Annotated in this window: 23 protein-coding genes; 9 read left to right on the top strand and 14 right to left on the bottom strand. The window is 41.5% G+C overall.

The genetic code is table 11. From position 1 onward, the window contains the following. Window positions 1–111 precede the first annotated feature (111 nt). Window positions 112–762: a 23S rRNA (uridine(2552)-2'-O)-methyltransferase RlmE gene (rlmE, locus tag FTU98_RS05170; protein WP_180050637.1), complete on the bottom strand. Its 651-nt coding sequence runs from the start codon at window positions 760–762 to the stop codon at window positions 112–114. A gap of 297 nt (window positions 763–1059) precedes the next feature. Between rlmE and yhbY the strand changes: the two genes are divergently transcribed. After that, the gene (gene yhbY / locus FTU98_RS05165) at window positions 1060–1383 is read left to right on the top strand and encodes a ribosome assembly RNA-binding protein YhbY (protein ID WP_004972158.1); all 324 of its coding nucleotides are present in this window, start codon (window positions 1060–1062) and stop codon (window positions 1381–1383) included. Window positions 1384–1389: 6 nt separating this feature from the next. Then, on the top strand, window positions 1390–1929 hold the full coding sequence (locus tag FTU98_RS05160; protein ID WP_154320967.1) for a DOMON-like domain-containing protein: 540 nt from the start codon (window positions 1390–1392) through the stop codon (window positions 1927–1929). 125 nt (window positions 1930–2054) lie between these two features. On the opposite strand, the gene FTU98_RS05155 is transcribed toward FTU98_RS05160, so the two are convergent. Then, window positions 2055–2537, bottom strand: a complete 483-nt coding sequence (locus FTU98_RS05155) for a hypothetical protein (protein WP_004972162.1) — start codon at window positions 2535–2537, stop codon at window positions 2055–2057. Between the two features lie 323 nt (window positions 2538–2860). Between FTU98_RS05155 and carA the strand changes: the two genes are divergently transcribed. The 6 genes from carA to FTU98_RS05125 all read left to right on the top strand — a co-directional run bounded on the left by carA (window position 2861) and on the right by FTU98_RS05125 (window position 9537). After that, window positions 2861–4000 (top strand): glutamine-hydrolyzing carbamoyl-phosphate synthase small subunit, encoded by a 1140-nt coding sequence (carA, locus tag FTU98_RS05150; RefSeq protein ID WP_180050634.1) that lies wholly within the window; start codon window positions 2861–2863, stop codon window positions 3998–4000. Window positions 4001–4015: 15 nt separating this feature from the next. After that, complete coding sequence (carB, locus tag FTU98_RS05145) at window positions 4016–7246, top strand: carbamoyl-phosphate synthase large subunit (protein WP_004972166.1); 3231 nt, start codon at window positions 4016–4018, stop codon at window positions 7244–7246. A gap of 82 nt (window positions 7247–7328) precedes the next feature. Then, the gene (gene greA, locus FTU98_RS05140) at window positions 7329–7805 is read left to right on the top strand and encodes a transcription elongation factor GreA (RefSeq protein WP_004972169.1); all 477 of its coding nucleotides are present in this window, start codon (window positions 7329–7331) and stop codon (window positions 7803–7805) included. A 115-nt stretch (window positions 7806–7920) separates the two neighbouring features. Beyond that, window positions 7921–8133: a hypothetical protein gene (locus tag FTU98_RS05135; protein ID WP_004972171.1), complete on the top strand. Its 213-nt coding sequence runs from the start codon at window positions 7921–7923 to the stop codon at window positions 8131–8133. A 135-nt stretch (window positions 8134–8268) separates the two neighbouring features. Then, entirely contained in the window at window positions 8269–8907 is a 639-nt protein-coding gene (locus tag FTU98_RS05130) for a CatB-related O-acetyltransferase (protein WP_180050630.1), read from the top strand. 189 nt (window positions 8908–9096) lie between these two features. Next, a complete protein-coding gene (locus FTU98_RS05125) occupies window positions 9097–9537 on the top strand; it encodes a universal stress protein (RefSeq protein ID WP_004972175.1) in 441 nt (146 codons plus the stop codon). Window positions 9538–9692: 155 nt separating this feature from the next. Here the strand turns inward: FTU98_RS05125 and FTU98_RS05120 are convergent, their stop codons facing one another. From FTU98_RS05120 to FTU98_RS05110, 3 genes are all read right to left on the bottom strand, one after another. Beyond that, entirely contained in the window at window positions 9693–10028 is a 336-nt protein-coding gene (locus FTU98_RS05120; protein WP_004972177.1) for an MGMT family protein, read from the bottom strand. Window positions 10029–10112: 84 nt separating this feature from the next. Then, window positions 10113–11018, bottom strand: a complete 906-nt coding sequence (locus tag FTU98_RS05115) for a neutral zinc metallopeptidase (protein WP_180050627.1) — start codon at window positions 11016–11018, stop codon at window positions 10113–10115. Between the two features lie 34 nt (window positions 11019–11052). Continuing rightward, window positions 11053–11979 (bottom strand): DUF808 domain-containing protein, encoded by a 927-nt coding sequence (locus FTU98_RS05110; protein ID WP_004972181.1) that lies wholly within the window; start codon window positions 11977–11979, stop codon window positions 11053–11055. Window positions 11980–12185: 206 nt separating this feature from the next. Here FTU98_RS05110 and trpS point away from each other — a divergent pair, with 206 nt between their 5' ends. Further along, window positions 12186–13199, top strand: a complete 1014-nt coding sequence (gene trpS, locus FTU98_RS05105) for a tryptophan--tRNA ligase (RefSeq protein WP_004972183.1) — start codon at window positions 12186–12188, stop codon at window positions 13197–13199. A 592-nt stretch (window positions 13200–13791) separates the two neighbouring features. On the opposite strand, the gene sucD is transcribed toward trpS, so the two are convergent. The 9 genes from sucD to sdhC form a co-directional block, all read right to left on the bottom strand. Continuing rightward, window positions 13792–14685: a succinate--CoA ligase subunit alpha gene (gene sucD / locus FTU98_RS05100; protein ID WP_180050624.1), complete on the bottom strand. Its 894-nt coding sequence runs from the start codon at window positions 14683–14685 to the stop codon at window positions 13792–13794. 11 nt (window positions 14686–14696) lie between these two features. After that, window positions 14697–15863: an ADP-forming succinate--CoA ligase subunit beta gene (gene sucC / locus FTU98_RS05095; RefSeq protein WP_180050621.1), complete on the bottom strand. Its 1167-nt coding sequence runs from the start codon at window positions 15861–15863 to the stop codon at window positions 14697–14699. 174 nt (window positions 15864–16037) lie between these two features. After that, window positions 16038–17471, bottom strand: coding sequence for a dihydrolipoyl dehydrogenase (gene lpdA / locus FTU98_RS05090; RefSeq protein WP_004972188.1), 1434 nt, complete (start codon window positions 17469–17471; stop codon window positions 16038–16040). A 60-nt stretch (window positions 17472–17531) separates the two neighbouring features. Beyond that, window positions 17532–18746: a 2-oxoglutarate dehydrogenase complex dihydrolipoyllysine-residue succinyltransferase gene (odhB, locus tag FTU98_RS05085; protein WP_004972191.1), complete on the bottom strand. Its 1215-nt coding sequence runs from the start codon at window positions 18744–18746 to the stop codon at window positions 17532–17534. 16 nt (window positions 18747–18762) lie between these two features. Beyond that, the gene (locus tag FTU98_RS05080; RefSeq protein WP_179990217.1) at window positions 18763–21585 is read right to left on the bottom strand and encodes a 2-oxoglutarate dehydrogenase E1 component; all 2823 of its coding nucleotides are present in this window, start codon (window positions 21583–21585) and stop codon (window positions 18763–18765) included. Between the two features lie 883 nt (window positions 21586–22468). Beyond that, on the bottom strand, window positions 22469–23179 hold the full coding sequence (locus tag FTU98_RS05075) for a succinate dehydrogenase iron-sulfur subunit (protein WP_180050618.1): 711 nt from the start codon (window positions 23177–23179) through the stop codon (window positions 22469–22471). A 14-nt stretch (window positions 23180–23193) separates the two neighbouring features. After that, window positions 23194–25092, bottom strand: coding sequence for a succinate dehydrogenase flavoprotein subunit (gene sdhA / locus FTU98_RS05070; RefSeq protein ID WP_168418040.1), 1899 nt, complete (start codon window positions 25090–25092; stop codon window positions 23194–23196). Window positions 25093–25104: 12 nt separating this feature from the next. Continuing rightward, window positions 25105–25470, bottom strand: coding sequence for a succinate dehydrogenase, hydrophobic membrane anchor protein (gene sdhD / locus FTU98_RS05065; RefSeq protein WP_004972200.1), 366 nt, complete (start codon window positions 25468–25470; stop codon window positions 25105–25107). Continuing rightward, window positions 25470–25868, bottom strand: coding sequence for a succinate dehydrogenase, cytochrome b556 subunit (gene sdhC, locus FTU98_RS05060; RefSeq protein WP_026438062.1), 399 nt, complete (start codon window positions 25866–25868; stop codon window positions 25470–25472). Before sdhC ends, sdhD begins: the two co-directional genes overlap by 1 nt. Between the last annotated feature and the right edge of the window lie 604 nt (window positions 25869–26472).

Below are 26472 nucleotides of genomic sequence, written 5' to 3'. Positions count from 1 at the left end.
TTGATCATGCCCGTTACTGGGTGACCTTTCATTCAAAAAGCTGAAGATCAGCTAGACAATTCATTAAAAACGTACAAAATGCACAATTTTTAACGGCTTGGCAAGTAAACTTTATTTAGACGCTTTTTTACGTCCTTGTCCAATAAGGAATACTTCTTTGGAACGCGCCCGTGAAGCAGCGGGTTTTGCTGTCTTTAGAACATCAAAACTGCCCACGACCTGTTTACGAAATTCGTCAAACCCCGAACCTTGGAACACTTTGACCACAAACTGGCCATTGGGTCCCAATACACGGTTGGCAAAATCGAGCGCCAACTCGCATAAGTAAATTTGACGCGGTTGATCTACAGCTTTATTACCTGATGTATTGGGGGCCATATCGGAAATTACAACGTCTACCGTGCGTCCGTTTAAAATATTTAACAATTTTTCGAACACTTCTTCTTCGCGGAAGTCACCTTGTAAAAAGGTCACATCTGGTAATGCGTCCATTTCCAAAATATCGGAAGCGATCACCAAACCTTTGTCGCCGACAAGTTTCCCTGCGATTTGCGACCAACTGCCTGGTGCTGCTCCCAAGTCCACCACCGTCATGCCAGGTTTGATCAGTTTATATTTTTCTTGAATCTCAAGTAGTTTGTATGCAGCACGTGCACGATACCCTTCTTTTTGCGCTCTTTTCACAAAGGGATCATCTAGGTGCTCTCTCATCCACGCACGACTACTTTTGGATAACTTTTGGTTGGTAATGCGTGTTGCCATAACTCTCTTAGTAACGAATAGCCATCTAAATTGCGATTGTACGTGAAAATTAGCAAGCTTGCAGTAGACATCTGTATCTAAATGCCAATAACTGACAAGTTTTTTCTATTAAATCCATCGCTTATTTCTGTACTGTGGCATAAAAAACCACACTCATCACTAATGGATAAACCTAAGCAAATGTTCAATTTTGATATTTTTGTACTGCTGCAAGATCGCGGATTATTTGCATAGAATTTACAGCGTTTCAAATTGGCTTTTGTTATACTAAGCCGTTTTTAAAATTAGGTTATCTTTATGGCGGCTCTCTCTATTCAGGAACGCAAGCGTTTACGTCAAATTGGTCATGCACTTAACCCTGTAGTGATGGTTGGCGGTCAAGGTTTGACTGAAAATGTAATTGAAGAAACCAACCGTGCTTTAAACGATCACGAATTGATTAAAGTTAAAATTGGTGGTGAAGACCGTGAAGTACGTGCAGCTGTAATTACTGAAATTGCTGCAGCAACAGGTTCTGAAGTGGTACAAACAATTGGTAAAATTGCTTTACTTTATAAAAAAGCAGCAAAACAAAATGCCAAGTTGTCAAATTTAGTTCGTCACGCTCATTTGTCTAACTAAGCTTATATGGCAAGTTACGAACTCAGCGCCTTTGATCGTCAGTTTCAAGCGATTTCTTTGGTCGGTGCAATTGAACAACAAAGTCCGTTTAGCTTAAATGTAGGTTATTGGCTGCGTGATCCGAATCAATGGGTCGAATGGCCTGCATTGGTAGCTTCACATCCACGTCAGGACTTTTTGTGGAAACAGACCTGCTTTGAAATTTTCATTGGCGTTCAGGGCGAAGATTTTTATCGTGAAATCAATCTCTCCCCTTCTCAAGCTTGGCAAGCCTATGCCTTTGAAGAATATCGTTATCCTGAGCAAATGCCACCTGTGGCCGCTTATGATATTGAGTTGAATCAGCTAAAACGTACGCATTACGGTTTAAATGTCAGTTTGGATTTAACCGAATTTATACTGAAACATAAACTGAAATGGACAGATTTGTTTATTGGGCTCACAGCTGTATTAAAAACCAGTCAGGGCGAGCAGTTTTATGCCATGCAACACAGCAGCCCTGCCGCCGATTTTCACAATAAGCGCGATTGGCTACATCAGTTCTAACTGTGATTAATAGTAGTTTAGATTGAAACAACTAGTTTTTGGTTTGAGCAAGAAATTTAAATAAAAAAGTGAGGCGCATGACCTCACTTTTTTTTATGGCTGAATCAGCAACAGATTAAACTGGATTATGCTTGATCAGTTTCATCATTAGTTTCAGTTTTTGATGGATTTACTTTTTTCCACGCTTCTAGTGTGTGCTCTTTAGAACGCTTAAAAGTTTCAGCCAATTGATCTTTGTGTTTTACTGAAATGCTGCTGACATCTTCTTTCAACTCTTTACCAAGTTTAGAAAGATCTTCAATAATTGCGCTAAATTCAGTTTTTACAAAGTCTTTTAATTCACCCAAATCTTTAGGTGAACTGCCAAATTGTGCTTTTAAAGCTTCAATTTTTTGCAACACATCTTGCTTTAACTGACCCAATTGCTCTTGCACGCTGGCATTGAGTTGTTTTGCTTCGGCTTGAAGTTTTTCTTGCGTTTCTGCAACCACATCAAGCACCTGCTCTTTGGCATCATGCGTTACTTTTTCAAGCTTTTCAGCGCCTTCACTTACTGCTTTGATTGCACTGTTTTGTGGTTCAGTGGCTGATTTATCTTGTTCAGTCATTCGCTTTTACCCAAGGTCGTTGTTGTTTATAAATTAAGCATAAGGCAATTTAGACTCAAATGGGTTTTGGATTGTCTAACAATCGTAGATTGCTTACATTTGGACTACACGCTAAAACATAAACCTAGCAAAAAAAGCAAGTCTTTTATCTTACATATTCGTTAGATTCACAATGGACTTTTGGCGAGCTCATGCGTATAATGCAATGTTAAGTTCAAGCGAGCAGACATAGGAGGGTAGGTTTAAATATTGACCTTCCTTTTTTTTCGTCTACTCGCTTTTTTACAGCCCTATTTTTGTGGTTTTAGTTCAGGAGCTTTGGTTTGAGCACCCCCGCCATTTTAGCCCTCGCCGACGGTACAATCTTTAAAGGTACGTCTATCGGTGCAATGGGAAGCACGACTGGTGAAGTCGTTTTTAACACTGCCATGACTGGCTATCAAGAAATTTTGACCGACCCGAGTTATGCACAACAACTTGTGACTTTAACTTACCCACATATTGGGAACACTGGTTGCAATGATGAAGATGTTGAGTCAGGTCGAATTCATAAAGTATGGGCAAACGGTTTAATTATCCGTGATTTGCCTTTATTACACAGTAACTTCCGTTCTACTCAATCTTTAGGCGAATACTTACAACAACACAATGTTGTTGCAATTGCCGATATTGATACCCGTAAATTGACCCGTATTTTACGTTCCAAAGGTGCGCAAAACGGTTGTATTCTTGCTGGTGAAAATATCACTGAAGAAGAAGCAATTGCAAAAGCACGTGCATTTGGCGGCTTAAACGGCTTGGATCTTGCAAAAGTATGCTGCGACCCTGAAGGTTTTGAATGGACTGAAGGTTCATGGGAACTTGGCAAAGGCTTTACTCAACCTGAACTTAAATATCATGTGGTTGCATACGATTACGGTGTCAAAACCAACATCCTGCGTATGCTCGCAGACCGCGGTTGCAAATTAACCGTTGTTCCTGCACAAACCCCTGCTGAAAAAGTCCTTGCGTTAAACCCAGATGGCATTTTCTTGTCAAATGGCCCTGGCGATCCTGCTGCATGTGACTACGCAATTGAAGCTGTAAAAACAATTGTAGAAACCACGAATATTCCTGTATTTGGTATCTGTTTAGGTCACCAAATTCTTGCACTTGCATCAGGTGCAAAAACAATGAAAATGCCGCACGGTCACCACGGCGCAAACCATCCTGTACAGAACTTAGAAACTGGTACAGTGATGATTACTTCTCAGAACCACGGCTTCGCGGTAGATGAAAGCACCTTACCAAGCAATGTATGTTCAACGCATCGTTCATTGTTCGATGGCACAAACCAAGGTATTCATCGTACAGACAAGCCTGCATTTAGCTTCCAAGGTCACCCAGAAGCAAGTTCAGGTCCACATGACTGCGCACTCTTGTTCGATCATTTCATCGAACTTATTGAAGCCGCTAAGAAGTAATTAAGGAGCGAAATAATGCCTAAACGTACGGATATTAAAAGCATCTTAATTATTGGTGCTGGTCCTATTGTTATTGGTCAGGCTTGTGAGTTTGACTATTCTGGTGCTCAAGCATGTAAAGCGCTGCGTGAAGAAGGTTACCGCGTTATTTTGGTAAACTCGAACCCTGCGACCATCATGACTGACCCTGCAATGGCAGATGCAACTTATATCGAGCCAATCACTTGGCAGACTGTTGCAGCAATCATTGAAAAAGAACGTCCAGATGCAGTACTTCCGACCATGGGTGGTCAAACTGCATTGAACTGTGCGCTTGCATTAGATGCCAACGGTATTTTAGCCAAATACAATGTTGAATTAATTGGTGCAACCAAAGACGCGATTGAAAAAGCCGAAGACCGTAAATTGTTTGATGAAGCAATGCGCAAAATTGGTCTTGAGTGTCCAAAAGCAGCAATTGCTGAATCTATGGAAGAAGCACTTGAGATTCAATCTCGCTTTGGCTTCCCTGTGATTATTCGTCCATCATTCACCATGGGTGGTTCTGGTGGCGGTATCGCATATAACAAAGAAGAATTCCTTGAAATCTGTGAACGCGGTTTCGATCTTTCTCCAACCAAACAATTATTGATTGATGAATCACTTATTGGTTGGAAAGAATATGAGATGGAAGTTGTACGTGATAAAAACGACAACTGTATCATCGTATGTTCAATCGAAAACTTTGACCCAATGGGCGTGCACACTGGTGACTCAATCACCGTTGCTCCTGCGCAAACTTTGACGGACAAAGAATACCAATTGATGCGTAATGCATCTTTAGCGGTACTTCGTGAAATTGGTGTAGAAACAGGTGGTTCTAACGTTCAGTTCGGTATTTGCCCGAATACTGGTCGTATGGTTGTGATTGAGATGAACCCACGTGTATCTCGTTCATCTGCACTTGCATCTAAAGCCACTGGTTTCCCAATTGCAAAAGTTGCAGCGAAATTGGCTGTGGGTTATACCCTTGATGAACTGAAAAATGACATCACAGGCGGTACCACTCCTGCGGCATTTGAACCATCAATTGACTACGTTGTCACTAAAGTTCCACGTTTCAACTTTGAAAAGTTCCCTCAAGCAGACGCGACTTTAACCACGCAGATGAAATCTGTAGGTGAAGTCATGGCAATTGGCCGTAATTTCCAAGAATCTGTAAACAAAGCCCTTCGTGGTTTAGAAACTGGCGCTTGTGGTTTTGACGAACAAATTGAAGTGGGTGCTGAAGGCGCACGCGACAAGATTTTAGTTGAATTGAAAGTTCCAGGTCCTGAGCGTATTTGGTACGTGGCAGACGCATTCCGTCACGGCTTTAGCTTGGACGAAGTTTTTGAAGCGACCAAAATTGACCGTTGGTTTTTAATTCAAATTCAAGACATCGTTAACACTGAAAATGAAATCAAAACTTTAGGTTTTGGCGATCTAAACGCTGACAACATCCGTTCGTTCAAACGTAAAGGTTTATCTGACTTGCGTATTGCGAACTTGATGGGAATTTCACAAAAGCAATTCCGTAAACACCGTTGGAACTTGGGCGTAACCCCAGTTTACAAACGTGTGGATACCTGTGCTGCAGAGTTTGAATCTGACACAGCATATATGTATTCAACTTACGATGAAGAGTGTGAATCAAATCCTTCAGCGAAAGACAAGATCATGGTGATTGGCGGTGGTCCAAACCGTATTGGTCAAGGTATCGAATTCGATTACTGCTGTGTACACGCTGCGCTTGCAATGCGTGAAGATGGTTTTGAGACCATCATGGTGAACTGTAACCCTGAAACAGTATCTACCGATTACGACACTTCAGACCGTTTGTACTTTGAACCAATTACTTTGGAAGATGTACTTGAAATCGTACGTACTGAAAAGCCAAAAGGCATTATCGTACAGTACGGTGGTCAAACTCCATTGAAATTGGCACGCGCTTTAGAAGAGGCAGGTGCGCCAATTATTGGTACATCACCAGATGCAATTGACCGTGCAGAAGACCGTGAGCGTTTCCAGCAAATGATTCAACGTCTGCAATTGCGTCAGCCTAACAACAGCATTGTAAAATCTGCCGAAGAAGGTATCGCAGAAGCAGCGAAAGTGGGTTACCCGCTCGTTGTTCGTCCATCTTATGTATTGGGTGGTCGTGCAATGGAAATCGTGTATAACGAAGAAGAATTGAAACGCTACTTGCGTGATGCAGTTCAAGCATCTAACGATGCACCTGTACTGTTAGACCGTTTCTTGGATGATGCGATTGAAGTTGACGTAGACTGCGTATCTGACGGTAAAGATGTGGTGATTGGCGGTATTATGCAGCACATCGAACAAGCAGGTATTCACTCTGGCGACTCAGCATGTTCAATTCCACCTTATTCATTGTCAGATGAAGTACAGGACGAAATGCGTCGTCAAACTGTTGCAATGGCAAAAGAGTTGGGCGTTATTGGTCTAATGAACGTACAGTTTGCAGTGAAAGGCAATGACGTTTATATCTTGGAAGTGAACCCACGTGCATCACGTACTGTTCCGTTCGTTTCTAAGTGTATTGGCGAATCATTGGCTAAAGTTGCAGCACGTTGTATGGCAGGTCAATCTTTAGAAGCACAAGGCTTTACTAAAGAAATTATTCCGCAACACTTCTCTGTGAAAGAAGCTGTGTTCCCATTCAACAAGTTCCCTGGTGTAGACCCTGTGCTTGGGCCTGAGATGAAATCTACAGGTGAAGTGATGGGTGTGGGCAAAACTTTTGGTGAAGCATTCTATAAAGCTGTGTTAGGCTCGAATGATCGCTTACCAGGAATCCCAACTGAAGGCGAAGTAAAACATGCATTCTTATCTGTACGTGAGTCAGATAAACCGCATGTGGCGCGTATTGCAAAACAATTGGCTGATTTTGGCTTCAAACTTGTTGCAACGGGTGGTACGCATAAAGTCATCACCGATGCAGGTATTGAGTGTGAACGTGTGAATAAAGTGACTGAAGGTCGCCCACACATTGTAGACCGCTTGAAAAATGGTGAGATTCACCTCATCATCAATACTTCTGAAGGCAAACAAGCTCAGCAGGATTCATTCTCAATCCGTCGTTCTGCATTGCAAGGTAAAGTGTATTACACCACGACCTTGAATGGCGCAGATGCTGTATGCCAAGCCTTAGCGATTAAATTACCAATGGATGTATATCGCCTGCAAGATCTTACTGTAGGTTAATACATTTCAATAAAGTCCCGTCACCTTTCGGGTGGCGGGCTTTTTTCATTTATAGACTTCAATATTTTTAAAGAGGGACAACATGCAACGTTATCCTATGACGCCTGAAGGTAAACACGCTTTAGAGCAAGAATTACAACAACTTAAATCGGTTGAACGTCCACGTATTACTGCAGCGATTGCAGAAGCGCGTGAACATGGCGATTTAAAAGAAAATGCTGAATACCATGCCGCACGTGAACAGCAAGGTTTCTGCGAAGGTCGTATCCAAGACATCGAAGGTAAATTAGGCGCTTGCCAAGTAATTGATGTTAAAGAATTGGAACAAAACGGACGTGTGGTTTTTGGTGTGACTGTGACCATTGAAAACCTAGACACCGAAGAGCAAAAAACCTACAAAATTGTAGGTGATGATGAAGCTGATTTTAAAATCAATAAAATTTCAGTGAATTCGCCTATTGCACGCGGTTTGTTGGGCAAAAATGAAGGCGATGAAGCCAAAATTGTCACTCCGCAAGGCGAAGTGGAATATGAAATTGTGAATGTAGAATATCTTTAAGTTTTAATAAAGATGACTACACGCGATGCCCCTCTTTGAGGGGTTTTTTTTATTGCCTATAAATCATACAGCCGAGCTTATAGATTATACTGCGATAAAAATAGAGGAAAATAAGATGGAAAATCGCATCATTCATGCATTTGTTTATGCGCTTTCTGGGGCTGTGTTAGGACTGATTTTAATTCCAGTCTGGGGACTCTTTATCAATACACAAACCAGTCCTGTCAGTATCGTATTGGCATCATCACTCTTTTTTGCTATTTGGGGATTCTTATTTCCAAACAGTGTTAAAAATGTTTTTATGTATTTGTGGAATTTTTTAAGATAGATACTTTAAGCTTTCAAATCACTAAAGTGTAGTGGTCAACTAATATTTTGAACATTCCCTCTCCTTCTAGGAAAGGGCTAGGGAGAGGTTCAAAATTTCAGATATAATCCCCTCATCTCTCCACACGAAAAAACCATGTCCGAAACGCTGATTAATTCCCCTGTTAAACACTGGTGCGAATTTGAGTTCATCTCCAAAACTGTGAAAAACCCCAACATCCACATCAAAGGCAATTACTCTTATTATTCAGCCTATTGGGATCAGGGTTTTGAACGTTGTGTGGTGCGTTATTTACATGACAAACCTGCAACAGCAGACAAGCCAATTGATCAATTACATATTGGCAATTTTGTCTGTTTTGGTGCGGAATGCGTGATTATGATGGGTGGCAATCAATTGCATCGCAGTGACTGGGTTTCGGCTTTTCCGTTTGATACTCGCAGTTTTGTTGCGGCAGGTGATACCACAATTGGCGATGGCTGCTGGATTGGCAGTCGCGCCATGATTATGCAAGGTGTTGAACTAGGCGAAGGTGCAATTGTGGCGACAGGTGCAGTGGTTACGCAAGATGTACCGCCTTACGCTATTGTGGCAGGTGTGCCTGCCAAAGTAATTAAATACCGCTTTAGTGAAACAGAGATTGCTCAACTTTTGACGCTAAAACTGTATGATTTTGATGAAAAATATTTACTGAAAATCCGCGAACAATTGCAGAGTAATGATGTCAATCAACTGATCGATTTTTTGACAAACACGCAAACAAAAAATGACTAAAACTTTAGTTGAATTGAAAGCACAGCTTCATAATTTCATGCTAAATTAAGGTGAAATAAGGACTTACAGCACTCAATTATCTTTATGAAATTACTGGGTTTTATTCTATATGAATTCAGCGTAAGATAAGACAGGACTCAGAGCGAATATTTTATTAAAGTATTGAAATTACAATAAGGAGAAACACTCATGGCTTACCAAAACATCCTCGTACCAGTGGACGGTTCTGAAACTTCTTTTGCCGCTGTTGCAAAAGCTGCTGAACTTGCAAAAGCATTTGGTAGTAAAATCACTGTGGTACAAGTACTTACACTTGACCCGTATATTGCTGCAGAATACATCACTGCAAACCAAACCAATGACTTGATTGAACGCGCTCGCGCTTCTATCGTAAAAACTTTAGAAGAAGCAAAGCAAAAATTCACTGAACAAGGTGTTGAAGCTGAAACTAAACTACTTGAAGGTCAAGTAATTGCACGCGAAATTACCAATGCTGCAAAAGACTTAAATGCTGACCTTATCGTGATTGGTTCACATGGCCGCACTGGCTTGAAAAAATTATTCTTAGGTAGCGTTGCGCAAAGCATCCTAAGTGAAGGTACAACACCTGTATTGGTTGTACGTCAATAAGATTGCGTGTTCCTCATTTCTACGGAAGTGAGGAACTTCCCCTCTCATTTAAATTTCTTTGTTTGTTCTAAAATTTTTATTTGCAGCACTCTATTCAGCAAATTTTCTCAGTATCACCATATCTCAATATTAAACGCTCGATTTAGCAGCTCAGTTTAATTCTGCCATTGGTATTGTTTTAAATTCACCTTCTCTGCAATTACCACAATCCCTTCTTCCTGTAATTTTAAAGTTTGTATATTTTCTCCTTGGGCGTTTAGTTTGCTTAGGCTAATTTTTCCTTGCGCATTAATCACCCGATGCCACGGCACAGTATGTTCTGCCGATAAATGCCTGAGGACATAACCGACCAAACGTGCATGTTTGGGCAGACCCGCTAGGCGTGCCACTTGCCCATAGGTCGCAACCTGACCTGCTGGAATCAAACACACCACGTTCAAAATCATGTGTGCTAATTCATCACTCGGTTTACGGCTTAACGTTGTTTGCATCTATCCACTCGCATTCATTTAGCCTATAAAAAAGGAGCGACTGGCAGCACTCCTTTTGTTTATAAAACTTGATTTTTAAGTCAGTTAAATTGCGGCATTGAATGTATCACAATCACTGATCAAGCCTGATTTTAAGCCAGTCTGGAACCATTGTACGCGCTGTGCACTGGTACCATGCGTAAAGCTATCAGGCACGACTTGCCCACGTGCACGTTTTTGTAAATAGTCATCGCCAATTTTATGTGCCGCATCCATTGCTTCTTCAATATCACCTTGTTCGAGGAATTGAGTACGTTGATGGTTATGATGCGCCCACACTCCCGATAAACAGTCCGCTTGCAATTCCTGACGCACCGAAAGCTGGTTGCCCTGTACTTCACTGACTTGCTGACGTGCTTTATGAACTTGCTCTGAAATTCCTAAAACGGTCTGAATATGATGCCCAACTTCATGTGCCACCACGTAGGCTTGAGCAAAATCGCCCGCCTGATCATTTCGGCTTAATTCAGTCTGATTTTGTTCACCACCAATGCCCATTTGCTGACGCATGGCTTGGAAGAATGAAGTATCAATATATACTTTTTGATCGGCAGGACAATAAAATGGCCCCATTGCCGATTGTGCCGTACCACAGCCAGAATTGACCACACCTGTAAATAACACCAGTTTAGGTGGTATATATTGGCTATTTAACTGCTGCTGAAACACTTGTGACCACGTATCTTCTGTATCGGCCAAAACAGTGCCCACAAACTCCATCGCCTCTTGTTGTTCAGGAGTTGGATTATCTAAACCTTTAGTTTCAGCACTTTGCGCATGTGAGGTGACTTGCTTGGTCGCTTGATAAGCCGATTGCGGATCGATGCCAAAGAACTTCCATGCAACAAAGGCCACCACTAAGCCCAAAATACTGATACCGCCCGCTTTTGCTCCACCGCCACCACGGCGGTCTTCTACATTCGTGCTAACTCGACGACCTTTCCAACGCATTATTCTTATCCTTCTCTTAAACTCTGATAATAGATTAAGCCGATTTAGACTTTGACCACACTTTTTGAACAAGTGCGACCACAATCACCACCAAGATGCCTGCCAAAATACCCACGACAAGGTTCATCAACATTGGCGTGACTGAACCTACAATACTGCCCATCGTTGGGATGTCTTGTACATACTCTACCGTATCTTCTGTGAAATGGTGCACAAAAGGAATAGCATGATTGATAATTCCTCCACCAACCAAGAACATCGCTGCAGTACCCACCACAGATAAAGTCTTCATTAAAATTGGAGCAAATGCCAGTAAACCACTCCCAATACGTTGTTTAAAATTGGCAGCTTGTTCTGTGAGGTATAAACCAATGTCATCAATTTTGACAATTAACGCAACGAACCCATAGACACCCACCGTCATGGCAATCGCAATTAAACTTAATACTGTCACTTTGGTTAGAAAGCCTGCCGCAGCTACAGTCCCCAAAGAAATCACCACAATTTCCGCCGATAAAATAAAGTCAGTACGCACAGCACCTTTAATTTTTTCGGTTTCATAAGCCGCAAGGTCTTGCTCAGTTTGAATTAGCTCAAGTTGCGCTTCTTTAGCCGTTTGGGCTTTTTTGTGTTGTAAGGTGTGCATGATTTTTTCCACACCTTCATAACTTAAAAATAGACCACCAACCACCAATAAAGGATTGATTAACCACGGCGCAACGACACTAATTAATAACGCGAGCGGTACTAAAATTAGCTTATTGATGAATGAACCTTTAGCCACACGCCATACCACAGGCAACTCACGCTCTGCACGTACACCACTGACTTGCTGCGCATTCAACGCCAAATCATCGCCCAAAACCCCTGCGGTTTTTTTTGCAGCCATTTTGCTCATAACTGCCACATCATCTAAAACTGTTGCAATGTCATCTAATAAAAGTAATAAGCTGCTCGCCATTGCGTTGTTATCCTTATATGATTTTCAAGTTATTTTAAAACTGAATTTATATAGGGTCTGTATTTACTTCATTAATTTTTACAGCAAAATTTTTTACAGTAAATTCTATTCAACTCACTTAAGGAAGTGACATTGAAAAATGTTATGCCTTACAATGTAGCAATTCATCGGTACATAGATGTCGTAGATACGACTTGGAATAAAAAATGAGTAATCAAGATAATCGTCCTGTGATTTTGACAGGCGATCGTCCAACTGGACAACTACATTTAGGTCACTTTGTGGGTTCTTTACGTTCACGTGTAGGTTTACAAGACTCACATCATCAACATCTGTTACTTGCCGATGCTCAAGCTCTGACCGATAACGCCGATAACTTTGAAAAAGTCCGTCGTAATATTATTGAGGTAGCAACCGATTATTTAGCGGTGGGGATTGATCCAACAAAAACCACCATTTGCGTGCAATCTTGCCTGCCTGCATTAAACGAACTCACCATGTTGTATTTAAACTTCGTGACTGTGGCACGTTTGGAGCGTAACCCAACCATTAAATCTGAAATTCAGATGCGTGGTTTTGAGCGTGATATTCCTGCAGGTTTCCTGTGCTACCCTGTAGCTCAAGCAGCCGATATTACTGCATTTAAAGCAACGGTCGTTCCTGTAGGTGAAGACCAAATTCCAATGATTGAACAGACCAATGAAATTGTGCGTCGGGTGAATCGTCAAATTGGTCATGACTTGCTACCTGAATGTCAGGCATTGTTGTCAAATGTCGGACGTTTACCTGGTTTTGATGGTAAAGCGAAAATGTCAAAATCACTGGGCAATACCATTGTGTTAGATGCCACAGACAAAGACATTAAAAAAGCTGTCAATGCAATGTACACCGACCCAAATCACCTGCGTATCGAAGACCCAGGTCAGGTTGAAGGCAACGTAGTATTTACTTATTTAGATGCCTTCGATACCAACAAAGAAGAACTTGAAGAACTGAAAGCGCATTATCGTCGTGGTGGTTTGGGCGATGGTACGGTGAAAAAGCGTTTGGAAGGCATTCTAAAAGAATTGATTGGGCCGATCCGTGAACGTCGTATCGAACTTGCTAAAGATCCTGACTACATTATGGATATTTTGAAAACAGGCACCGACAAATGCCGTGATATTACCCAGCAAACTTTAGATGAAGTGAAAGCTGGCTTGGGTGTATTCCGCTTCTAAGCATTTTGTAGATACAAATATTTTAAAGTCTCTTATTCACATGAATAAGAGACTTTTTATTTGAGTGAAAAATCAACACAAGCTGACTCGACTCACAAAAAACACTTATTACTTACGTGATTTAACATCACGTAACCTGAATACTGCGGAATAGTATTCATTCTCAGTTTAGTATACTTACATGCTTTAGGAGCCATCCTAATTTCATAACATTTCTCCGTTATCGAAGCTGTGAAAGCAGATTCGTTTTTCATACGCAATGATCACCCCAATCATTGCGTATTTTTTTCATTTGAATCAGCTGTTTATACAGCTTGTACAACAATAAAAATAATTTCCCGAGATGCAAAAAATTACTTGAACGGCTTTGTCGCACAAAGATTTCATAACTATATGATTTAAAAGTTTTGATTATTTTTTGATACAAAATTAAATTTATTTAAATCAGATGCTTACATATTTATGCAACAAAGCAATACCAAATTAACTCTTATCATATACTTTATCTCTCAAATGTGGCTAATTTTTCAACATAAAAAATCCCCAAAATTGGGGATTGAGTACTGAATAAAATCAAGATCTTCAAAATTTGTTATTTAAGCAAACCTTGATCTTTTAATACTTGCCACATGGTAGAACCCAATTCAGCAGGGCTACGCGTATAAGCAATTCCAGCACGCTCAAAGGCTGCAAATTTTTCTTCCGCAGTGCCTTTACCGCCTGAAATAATTGCACCCGCATGTCCCATACGCTTACCTTTAGGTGCTGTCACTCCTGCAATATAACCCACCACAGGTTTGCTAACATTCGACTGGATATATTCCGCAGCTTCTTCTTCTGCCGTACCACCAATTTCACCAATCATAACAATCGCATCGGTGTCTGGGTCGTCTTGGAACAATTTTAAAGCATCAATTTGGTTCATACCTGGAATTGGGTCACCACCAATCCCGATACAGGTCGATTGCCCTAAGCCTAATTTGGTGGTTTGTGCCACAGCTTCATAGGTCAAAGTACCTGAACGTGAAATAATGCCAATTCGTCCTGGTTGATGAATATGCCCTGGCATGATGCCAATTTTACATTCACCTGGTGTAATCACACCTGGGCAGTTTGGTCCCACCAAACGTGTACCATTGCCATTGGTTTCTAAATAACGTTTGGCTTTGAGCATGTCGATGGTTGGCACACCTTCCGTAATCACCACAATCAAATCCACGCCTGAATCGACTGCTTCTACAATCGAATCTAAAACAAACGGTGCAGGTACATAAATCACCGATGCATCTGCGCCTGTTTCACGTACGGCTTCTTTCATGGTGTTAAATACGGGTAATTCCAAGTGAGTTTGACCACCTTTTCCTGGCGTTACACCGCCCACCACTTTGGTTCCATAATCAAGTGCTTGTGCTGAGTGAAAAGTACCATTTTTACCAGTGAAACCTTGTACCAATACTTTGGTGTCTTTATTAATTAATACGCTCATCCTGATTCTCCTTAAGCTTTCACTGCAGCAACAATTTTTTCTGCGGCATCAGATAAGCCATTAGCAGAAATAAGTTTTAATCCTGATTCATCCAGTAATTTTGCACCAAGTTCCGAGTTGTTCCCTTCTAGGCGAACCACTACAGGTACTGTCACATTTACTTCCTGAACCGCTGCAATAATTGCTTCTGCAATCATGTCACAACGTACAATTCCACCAAAAATATTAATCAATACGCCTTTAACCGAGTGATCTGCCAAAATAATTTTAAAGGCTTCAATTACGCGTTCTTTGGTTGCACCACCACCTACATCCAAGAAGTTCGCAGGCTGACCGCCATAGAGTTTAATAATATCCATAGTTGCCATTGCTAAACCTGCACCATTCACCATACAACCGATATTGCCTTCTAAGGCAACATAGTTCAGGTCAAATTCTGATGCACGCAATTCACGTTCATTTTCTTGTGTTTTATCGCGCAGTGCTAAGACTTCAGGCAAACGATACAACGCATTGGAATCAATACCAACTTTGGCATCCACACATAAAATTTCGCCATTTTCACGTACAGACAATGGGTTAATTTCAAATAAGGCAAAATCATTGTCGATAAATGCCTGATAAGCCGATGTCATAATCTTCACAAACTGCGTGATTTGACTGTCTTTGAGTTTTAATGCAAAAGCCACTTCACGTGCCTGAAATGGCAATAAACCCACCAAAGGATCAACTTCTACTTTAATAATTTTTTCTGGGGTTTCTTCAGCCACTTTCTCAATTTCAACACCACCTTCGGTAGATGCCATAAAAGTGACGCGACGGCTAGAACGATCTACCACTGCACCCAAATACAGTTCACGCTCTACAGGATAAACATCTTCAGCCACTAAAATACTATTTACAGGCTGACCATAAGCGTCGGTTTGATAGGTTACCAAACGTGTTCCAAGAATTTGGTTGGCATAGTCTGCTGCTTCTTGTGCAGATTTTACGACCTTCACGCCGCCCGCTTTACCGCGACCACCTGCATGCACCTGAGCTTTCATCACCGCAAATTTACCGCCCAGTTGCTCGAAAGCTTGCACGGCTTCTACGGCTGTAGTTGCCAAAATGCCTTCTTGTACTGGCATACCATATTTTTTTAATAGCGCTTTTGCTTGATACTCATGTAGATTCATTGACTAACCTTTTACTACTTCTTTTATTCAGTTATCACCACCAATATCAAACCGAAGTTTTAATATTGCTTTCCTTGTGTGGTGTTTTTCCTATGCTCTTTACTTTTAGATGATTATTCCCATAAATACAACCATCAAATGCAAAAAGAGCGGCCTAAGCCGCTCTTTTTAGTTTTATTTGCGTTTACGCTGAATCGCGTGAATCGCACGCCCATCTACAGCTAAAGCGGCTTCATGCACCACTTCAGAGAAGGTTGGGTGACCAAATGTCATTAATTGTAAATCTTCAACTGAAGATACAAACTCAAGTGCAATCATACCTTGGTGAACGATGTCAGACGCAGCAGGTCCAATCACGTGCATACCCAATAAACGATCTGTTTTTGCATCTGCAACAAACTTCACGAAACCAGCACCTTCGCCTGCAGCTAAAGCACGACCATTTACCGCGAAACCGAATTGACCAGTTTTCACTTCGTGGCCTTTTTCTTTCGCTTGCTCTTCAGTTAAACCAACCCACGCCGCTTCAGGGTGTGTGTAGATTACTGAAATGATTGTGTCGTAGTTGACTTGTGCAGCATGACCATGAATACGCTCAACTGCCATTACGCCTTCTTCCATTGCTTTGTGTGCAAGCATTGGACCACGTACCAAGTCACCAATTGCATATACACCTTCAACAGAAGTTGCACACCAATCGTTTACTTCAACCAAACCACGTTCAGTCAGTTTAATACCGCAGTCATCTGCCAATAAACCTTCAGCATAAGCACGACGACCTACACAAACGATCAATTTATCGAAAGTTTGTTCTTTGTCTTCGCCGCCTTGGGTATATTTAACAGTCACTTCACGACCATTAACTTCAGTACCTGAAACTTTCGCACCGATACGGATATCCATACCTTGCTTGGTCAATAATTTTTGGTAGTCTTTTGCCAAAGCTTTGTCAGCCATTGGTAAGAATGCATCCATTGCTTCAAATACAACAACTTCTGCACCTAGACGACGCCATACTGAACCAAGTTCAAGACCAATTACGCCTGCACCAATCACACCTAAACGCTTAGGCACTTCTGGGAATTCTAATGCACCAGTAGAATCAACAATAATGTCTTGATCTACAGGAGCAACAGGAATATTTACAGGAACTGAACCAGTCGCAAGAATCACATATTTAGGCTCTAAAACTTGAGTTTCACCTTCGTGAGAAACGAACTCAACTTTTTTACCTGCAAGTAATTTACCTGTACCTTTTAACCACTCAACACCGTTACCTTTTAATAACTGATCAATACCGCCAGTTAATTGGTCAACGATTTTGTCTTTACGTGCTAATAGCTTCGCAAGGTCAAACTGTACTTCACCTGTGGTGATACCATGATCAGCCAAGTGATGAACCGTATCTTCATAACGATGTGAAGAATCAAGTAATGCTTTAGATGGGATACAACCCACGTTTAAGCATGTACCGCCCAAAGATGGTTTACCTTTGTGAATACGTTTTTCGATACACGCAACTTTAAAGCCAAGTTGAGCCGCACGAATTGCCGCTTCATAACCACCTGGGCCACCGCCAATAACAACAAGATCAAATTGTTGAGACATTTTTATCTCCAAAAATGGGCTTAGAGGATCGCTCCAAGCCCACTGATTTATTCTTTAGAATTAAAGGTCAAGGATGAGTTTAGCTGGCTCTTCTAACAATTCTTTGATTGTTACAAGGAAACCTACAGCTTCTTTACCATCAATTAAACGGTGGTCATAAGAAAGCGCTAAGTACATCATTGGCAAGATTTCAACTTGACCATTTACCGCCATAGGACGCTCTTGGATTTTGTGCATGCCCAAAATAGCAGTTTGTGGCGTGTTTAGAATTGGTGTAGATAACAATGAACCGAAAGTACCACCGTTAGTAATGGTGAATGTACCGCCAGTCATATCTTCAATACCAAGCTTACCATCACGTGCTTTGTAAGCATAGTCACGAATACCGTTTTCAACTTCAGCATAGTTCATGCGGTCTGTATCACGTAATACAGGAACCACTAAACCACGGTCAGAAGAAACCGCTACACCGATGTCGTAGTAACCGTGATATACGATATCTTCGCCATCAATAGAAGCGTTTACTGCTGGGTAACGTTTCAATGCTTCAGTTGCAGCTTTCACGAAGAAAGACATAAAGCCTAAACGTGCACCATGACGTTTTTCAAATGCGTCTTTGTATTGTGCACGCATTTCCATGATTGGCTTCATGTTCACTTCGTTGAATGTTGTCAACATTGCAGTTTCTTGAGTCGCTGCAAGTAAACGCTCTGCAACACGCTTACGTAAACGTGTCATAGGAACACGTTTCTCGATACGCTCACCTACCGCAACGCTTAATGGCGCAGCTGCAGCAGCAGGTTTAGCTTGATGATTTGCAACATCTTCTTTAGTGATACGACCACCACGACCTGTACCAGAAACGTCTGCAGCATTGATACCTGTTTCAGTCAACGCTTTACGTACTGCTGGTGCTTGGTCAGCAACTGGTTGTGCACGCTCAACAACTGGTGCAGCACCTGCTTCAGTTTTCGCCGCAGCTTGCTCTACTTGTGCTTCAGACTGAACTGCTTGAGTTTGAGCAGCGCCAGAAACAGCACCCGCTTCAAATTGAGCAATTACTTCGTCAGAAAGAACTGTATCGCCTTCGTTTTTGATGATTGCAGAGATTGTGCCATCAGCAGGAGCGACTACTTCCAAAACAACTTTATCGGTTTCAATATCACAGATCACCTCATCACGTGAAACTGCTTCACCTGGTTGTTTGTGCCAAGTTGCAATCGTACCGTCTGCAACTGACTCTGGAAATACCGGTGCTTTAATTTCGGTTGCCATTACTTCGAATCTCCTGTTATTCAGCTACGATCGCAAGCGCGTCATTGATGAGCTGAGCTTGTTGTTTTGCATGCAAATATGGTGAACCACACGCTGGTGCTGCAGATGCTTCACGACCCGCATAACTAATGCGAATCTGTTTACCAGTTTTCATTACGTCATCATATAAACGTGGCGCGATGAATAACCAAGCACCTTGGTTCTTCGGCTCTTCTTGAGTCCAAACTAATTCTTTTACGTTTGGATAAGAAGCAAGAACTTCAGCAAGACGTTGTTCTGGATATGGGTACAACTGTTCAATACGAACAATTGCAGTATTGTTCAATTCTAATTCACGACGCTTTTCAAGCAAGTCGTAATACACTTTACCACCACACAATACCAAACGCGTCACGTCTGATTTGTTGATGTTGTCAATTTCATCAATCACAGTCTGGAATGTACCAGTTGCAAGCTCATCAAGGTTAGACACTGCTAACTTGTGACGAAGTAAAGACTTCGGCGACATGATGATCATTGGCTTACGGATTGGACGAATCGCCTGACGACGTAAAGCGTGGAAAATCTGTGCAGGTGTTGTTGGTGTAATCACTTGCATGTTTTCTTCCGCACAAAGCTGTAAGAAACGCTCTAAACGTGCAGATGAGTGCTCAGGACCTTGACCTTCAAAACCGTGTGGAAGAAGCATCGTTAAACCACACACACGCTCCCACTTGGTTTCGCCAGATGAAATGAACTGGTCGATTACCACTTGAGCACAGTTGGCAAAGTCACCGAATTGTGCTTCCCAAATAATCAAGCTCTTTGGAAGGGTCGTCGCATAACCATATTCAAATGCCAATACTGCCATTTCAGACAATAATGAGTCGTAGATTGCAACGCGTGGTTGGTTCTCTTTGATGTGGCAAAGTGGAATATAAGTTTTACCATCGACTTGGTTATGCAGTTTTGCATGACGGTGCGAGAAAGTACCACGACCAACGTCTTCACCAGTCAAACGAACAAGGTAACCCTCATCCAACAAAGATGCGTAAGCTAAAGTTTCAGCTGCACCCCAGTTTAGTGGCATTTCACCTGTTTGCATTTTCAAGCGATCGTCAATCACTTTGGCAACTTGGCGCTGCATCACGAAACCTTCTGGAAGTTTACGCATGGTTTGACCAAGTTCTTTCAAACGCTCGATAGGGAAAGTTGTATCCCAAACGTCTGTATAGTCGTGACCCAAGTATGGCGACCAATCTACAAACATTTTAGTATTTGGCTCAAGTACCAATGCGTTCGCAACGTGATTACCCGCTTCTAAATCTGCGCGGTAATCTTCAATCATTTGATCTGCTGCTGCACGATCCAACACACCTTCTTGCACCAATTGGTCAGCATACAAAGTACGTGTAGTGGTCTTTTTGTTGATCACTTGATACATCATTGGCTGAGTTGCTGCAGGTTCATCCGCTTCGTTGTGACCACGACGACGGTAGCAGAACAAATCAATCACAACGTCTTTACGGAATGTATGACGGAAATCGTGTGCCAATTGAGATACAAAAATCACCGCTTCAGGATCATCGCCATTCACGTGGAAAATTGGCGCCTGAATCATTTTTGCAATGTCAGTACAGTATTCAGTAGAACGTGCGTCACGTGGGTCAGATGTTGTGAAACCAACTTGGTTGTTAATCACAATGTGAACTGTACCACCTACGGTATAACCGCGAGTTTGTGACATTTGGAAGGTTTCTTGGTTAACACCTTGACCTGCAAATGCGGCATCACCGTGAACGATTAATGGCAATACATCATCACCACCAATGTCTTTACGACGTACTTGGCGCGCACGTACAGAACCTTCAACCACAGGTCCAACAATTTCTAAGTGCGATGGGTTAAACGCAAGTGCCAAGTGCACTTCACCACCCGGAGTCATCACGTTAGATGAGAAACCTTGGTGATATTTTACGTCGCCAGAACCTTTTTTATGCAAGCTCTTACCTTCAAACTCACCAAATAGGTCTGCTGGGTTTTTACCCATGATATTCACAAGCAGGTTCAAACGACCACGGTGTGGCATGCCAATGACGACTTCTTTACAGCCAACAGCACCCGCACGTTGAATGATTTCATTCACCATAGGGATAAATGATTCACCGCCTTCTACACCAAAGCGTTTCGCACCAACGTATTTATTACCTAGATATTTTTCTAGACCCTCAGCTGCTGTTAAGCGTTCAAGAACGTGTTTCTTTTGATCTGCAGTAAATGTGAACTTACCACGTGCGCTTTCTAAGCGTTGTTGAATCCAGCGTCTTTCTTTGGTATCAACAATGTGCATGTATTCTGCACCAATTGAACCGCAGTAGATCGCCTGCATGGCATCAACCATTTCGCCTAGTGTTGCTTCAGACTTACCAATTTCCAAATTACCTGTATGGAAAACAGTATCTAAATCAGACTTGGTTAAACCATGTGCAGCAAGATCAAGATCTGGCACGTCTTCACGTTTTGCCAAACCTAGTGGATCTAATTTTGCTTTTTGGTGACCACGGTTACGGTAAGCAGCAATCAGTTGCAACACGCCAATTTGACGTTGTTCATGTTCAGAACTCACTGAACCTTGAACAATGGCTTGAACGCGATTTGAATTACGACCTAATAAAAGGAATTGCTCACGTACATTACTGTGTGGTTGATCACCCTTCGGGAATTTATCGAAATATTCGCGCCAATCAGCACCGACTGATTCCGGTGACGTCAAATAATGCTCGTAAAGTTCTTCAATATACGCTGCACTATCAGCGGAAAGTTCAGTGTCAAGACGCAGTGCGTCAGCAACTTCTTGCATTTGTGGACCCATTTCCTATTGCAAAAACATTTTCCAGGATGCTTTTTAAGCAAAACCCATGATTGATAATGTCAAATTGGTAACATGACATTAGTCCCCAGTTGACATATGTCATGAGGCGTTATCACTACATTAGGAAAACCCAATGTCATTTATGAATCATAACGCCCTCATTGGCATCATCACTCATTTATATACTCGACCCAAGCCGAGCAATTTTTTGCAAAATCGTTTTAGAAAAAATAAGTGCTCAGTCTTAGCTTTTCTAATACGACTTTTCTGCAATAGTCCTGATTTAATAACACATCATTTGCACTTAAAATGTTGATAAAATGTACAAAAATTCAACATTTTTCAGATATAGTCATTTGTTAATCGTAACATGATCTCAGAAATGCAATTGATTTTTTTGACACATACCTCCTATAAATTGGCGAAATACACTGATTCTATTTTCATCTAACATATGGTGCTTTATTTAAAAAACAGATGCAATTTAGACCAAAGTCCAACACCGCTATTTCAGATAAAATAAAAGAGAGCACATCTCTCAATCTGCCCTCTCACTTACACGTTACATGATAACATCTAAAAATAAATATTGCAGCTAAACTTGGCATTTGCCCATGCTTTACAACAAAATAGCAGCACTGGATTACAATTGTGTGCAACTTTAGTCGGCTAAATGCTGTTTTTGTCTATTTATCCAACAGTTATACCTAAAAAATATCAAATACTCACTTTTTAATCACTTCTTTGCATGCAACATTTTTCATTTACGTACTCATCAAAAATAAGCAACTTATCACACGACTTTTATCGTAATTTTGGCACAAAAAAAAGCACACCTAGGTGTGCTTTTTTCAACTGATCACGCAGTCTATTAGCCAGCCATATCTAAAAGCATGTTACGGATGTGACCGATTGCTTTAGTTGGGTTCAAGCCTTTAGGACATACAGATACACAGTTCATAATACCTTTACAACGGAACAAAGAGAATGGATCGTCAAGACGAGCCAAACGCTCTTGAGTTGCAGTATCACGCGAATCGATAATGAAACGATATGCATTCAACAACGCTGAAGGACCCAAGAACTTGTCTGGGTTCCACCAGAATGATGGGCATGAAGTTGAACAACATGCACAAAGAATACATTCATACAAACCATCAAGATGCTCACGCTCTTCTTGAGATTGTAAACGCTCTTTTGGTGGCGCAGGTTGGTTGTTGATCAAGAACGGATGAATCTTGTTGTACTGATCGTAGAACTGATTCATATCAACAACTAAGTCTTTAATTACTGGAAGACCTGGAAGTGGACGAATCGTAATTACTTCTGGTAAGTCGTTTAGGTTCCAAAGACACGCTAAACCATTTTTACCGTTGATGTTTACACCATCAGAACCACAAATACCTTCACGACATGAACGACGGAACGTTAAAGTTTCGTCTTGTACTTTCAATGCAAGAAGCGCATCAAGCAACATACGGTGCTTATCAGTCAATTCAAGCTTAAAAGTTTGCATGTACGGTGCTTTATCCTTATCAGGATCGTAGCGGTAGATATTAAATGTACGAGTACCTCTACTCATCTTACTTCTCCCAATTAGAATGTACGTGGTTTAGGTGGAATAGCAGCTACAGTAAGCGGCTTGTAACGTACTGGTTTGTACTCAAGACGGTTATCTGTAGAGAACCATAAGGTGTGCTTCATCCACTCATCATCACGACGACCATAAGAATAAGTTGGGTGATCTGGTGGTAACTCGAAGTCTACAACCGTATGCGCACCACGACATTCTTTACGTGCAGCAGCTGAGATTAATGTCGCTTTAGCAACTTCATATAAGTTTTCAACTTCTAAAGCTTCTACACGTGCAGTGTTAAATACTTTAGATTTGTCTTTCAAATGAATGTTGCGAACACGTGGTTCAAGCGCAAGAATTTGCTTAACACCTTCTTCAAGCAATGCTGAAGTACGGAATACACCTGCGTGATCTTGAACGATGTTACGAATCGTATCTGCAACTTCTTGAGCGTTTTCACCTGAAGTTGATTCGTCAAGTTTACGAATACGGTTCACAGTGTTTTCAAGAACAGTTGTTGGAAGTGGTTCATACTCACCATCGTGTTGCTTAGTAACATACTCAATGATGTGCTGACCAGCAGCCTTACCAAATACAACCAAGTCAAGCAATGAGTTTGTACCTAAACGGTTTGCACCGTGTACGGATACACATGAACATTCACCAATTGCATAGAAACCTTTTACTGGTTTAGCAAAATCACGGTCGCCCGAGTTTGTTGTATAAGTATCAGTTTCTGCGTTGTAGTTCGCAACCAACTCTTGAGTTTCACGGCTTTCTGGCACAACCACTTGACCATGAATGTTTGTTGGAATACCACCCATTTGATAGTGGATGGTCGGTACTACTGGAATTGGCTCTTTTGTACAGTCAACGTTCGCGAATTTCTTACCAATCTCGAATACAGATGGAAGACGCTTCATGATGGTGTCTGCACCCAAGTGCGTCATATCAAGCAAGATGTAGTCTTTGTTTGGACCACAACCACGACCTTCTTTAATTTCTTGGTCCATAGAACGTGATACGAAGTCACGTGGCGCCAAGTCTTTCAATGTTGGTGCATAACGCTCCATGAACGGTTCGCCTGAATCGTTACGAAGGATACCACCTTCACCACGACAGCCTTCCGTTAACAATACGCCTGCGCCCGCAACACCCGTAGGGTGGAACTGCCAGAATTCCATATCTTGTAATGGAATACCCGCACGAGCAGCCATACCAAGACCGTCACCAGTGTTGATATATGCATTTGTAGATGCACGGTAAACACGACCTGCACCACCTGTAGCAAATAATGTCGCTTTCGCTTGGAATACTGCAATTTTGCCAGTTTCTTGGTCAATTGCTGTAACACCAAGTACATCGCCTGCTTCGTTACGGATCAAATCAAGAGCAATCCATTCTACGAAGAATTGAGTACCCATTTTCACGTTGCTTTGATAAAGCGTGTGAAGAAGTGCGTGACCTGTACGGTCAGCTGCAGCACATGCACGTGGAACCGCTTTTTCACCGTAGTTTGCAGAGTGACCACCGAATGGACGTTGGTAAATTGTACCGTCTGCGTTACGGTCAAATGGCATACCCAAGTGTTCTAATTCATAAACCACTTGTGGCGCTTCGCGCGTCATAAATTCAATCGCGTCTTGGTCGCCCAACCAGTCAGAACCTTTTACTGTGTCGTAAAAGTGGTAGTGCCAGTTATCTTCTTGCATGTTACCAAGAGATGCACCAATACCACCCTGCGCTGCAACAGTGTGTGAACGTGTAGGGAATACTTTGGTCAATACCGCAACTTTCAAACCTGCTTGAGCAAGTTGGTAAGATGCACGCATACCTGAACCACCACCACCAACGATGACTGCGTCAAAGAATTGGTGTGGAATATTTGTATAATCTTCTTTAGGGTTAATCGCGCCCATGATATTTTCCTATCAATTCGCCCAGAAAATCTGGATTGCCCAGATTGCGTATGCAAAAACAGCAATAATCACTGCTGAAGTCAGCACTAGGCGTAAACCTGAAGCTGAAGGACCCATTTGACGAGTAGTCACATAGTCAGTGAATACTTGCCACATACCGATCCAAGCATGTGCAACAAGAGATAAGACTGCCAATAAAGACATAATCTTCATTGGTAATGTCATCATAAAGCCGTACCACTGTTCAAAGTTGAATCCACCGTTAAGAAGAATCCAACCAAATACCACAACGGTATAAACAGCAAGAACAACAGCACTAATACGTTGGATAAACCAATCGCGAGAACCTGAACCCGTTAAACCTGTAGCACTTTTCATTAGATTACAATCCATACAAATGCTGCAACGATACCGATAGCAGACAAGATCAATGAAATAGTAGCTGCAATGCGACCACTTTGCAGTTCTTCTGCAAAACCAAGGTCAGCAAGTAAGTGCTTAACACCAGCAATGAAGTGATAGATTAAGCCGGCTACAAATACCCATACGATAAAGCGCACGAAGAAACCGTTAAAAATTTCTTGAACTTGAGCAAAACCTTCAGGTGAAGACAAAGACTTGTCTAACAACCATAAAAGTACCGGTACGAGTAAAAATACGATGACACCAGAAAGACGGTGTAGAATTGATGCAATAGCCACGGGCGATTTTAAGTTTACTTCTAAAACTTGACCCATGGACAAATTGACAGGTCTGTTGCTTTTCACAGCGGGCATCCTGTAAGTAAAAACTCCATCCGGAGTTTGTTGGAATAAATTCGAAGGAAAGCTGGCATTGTTAGGCAAATTCATGCCTAACCTTAAAACGACACTGAATTATAAAACGTCAACTGTTAAAATACAAACAACTCTACTCGGCTTTTTGGCTAAAAATCCTTTAAATAAGAATCATTAACAAGTATAAAAGTAAACCACTCGCCATCAATAGCCACACAAGAAAACATAAAACCTTGTTTTTAAATCAATTATTAAAATAAAAATTCCTAGAAGCGCAATAAACAGCTTTAGAATATTTAGACTAAAGATAAATTTGTACTTTGATTTTCTGATGTTCTTTGGATTTTCACATACTTATATATAAGTATGTAGCGCTATATATGTATGCACTCTACTTCGTTGCAGCAATTTACAACCACAACACAAGACTCTTAGACCCAGACAGCCCATCACTTTGCTTTGGTCAAGGTACACCTGATCATGGATTAAACTTTAATGTCGGCACATACCTCAATCTATTTATACAACTTATATTTACTTTAAACACCACACCTGAATAAATATTAAAAATGACAATCATCATGCGAATGAATGACTTATCCAG

It is taken from the genome of Acinetobacter sp. YH12211 (assembly GCF_013418015.1).
Taxonomy (GTDB): Bacteria; Pseudomonadota; Gammaproteobacteria; order Pseudomonadales; family Moraxellaceae; genus Acinetobacter; species Acinetobacter towneri.
This window is presented reverse-complemented; position numbering and strand designations above follow the sequence as displayed.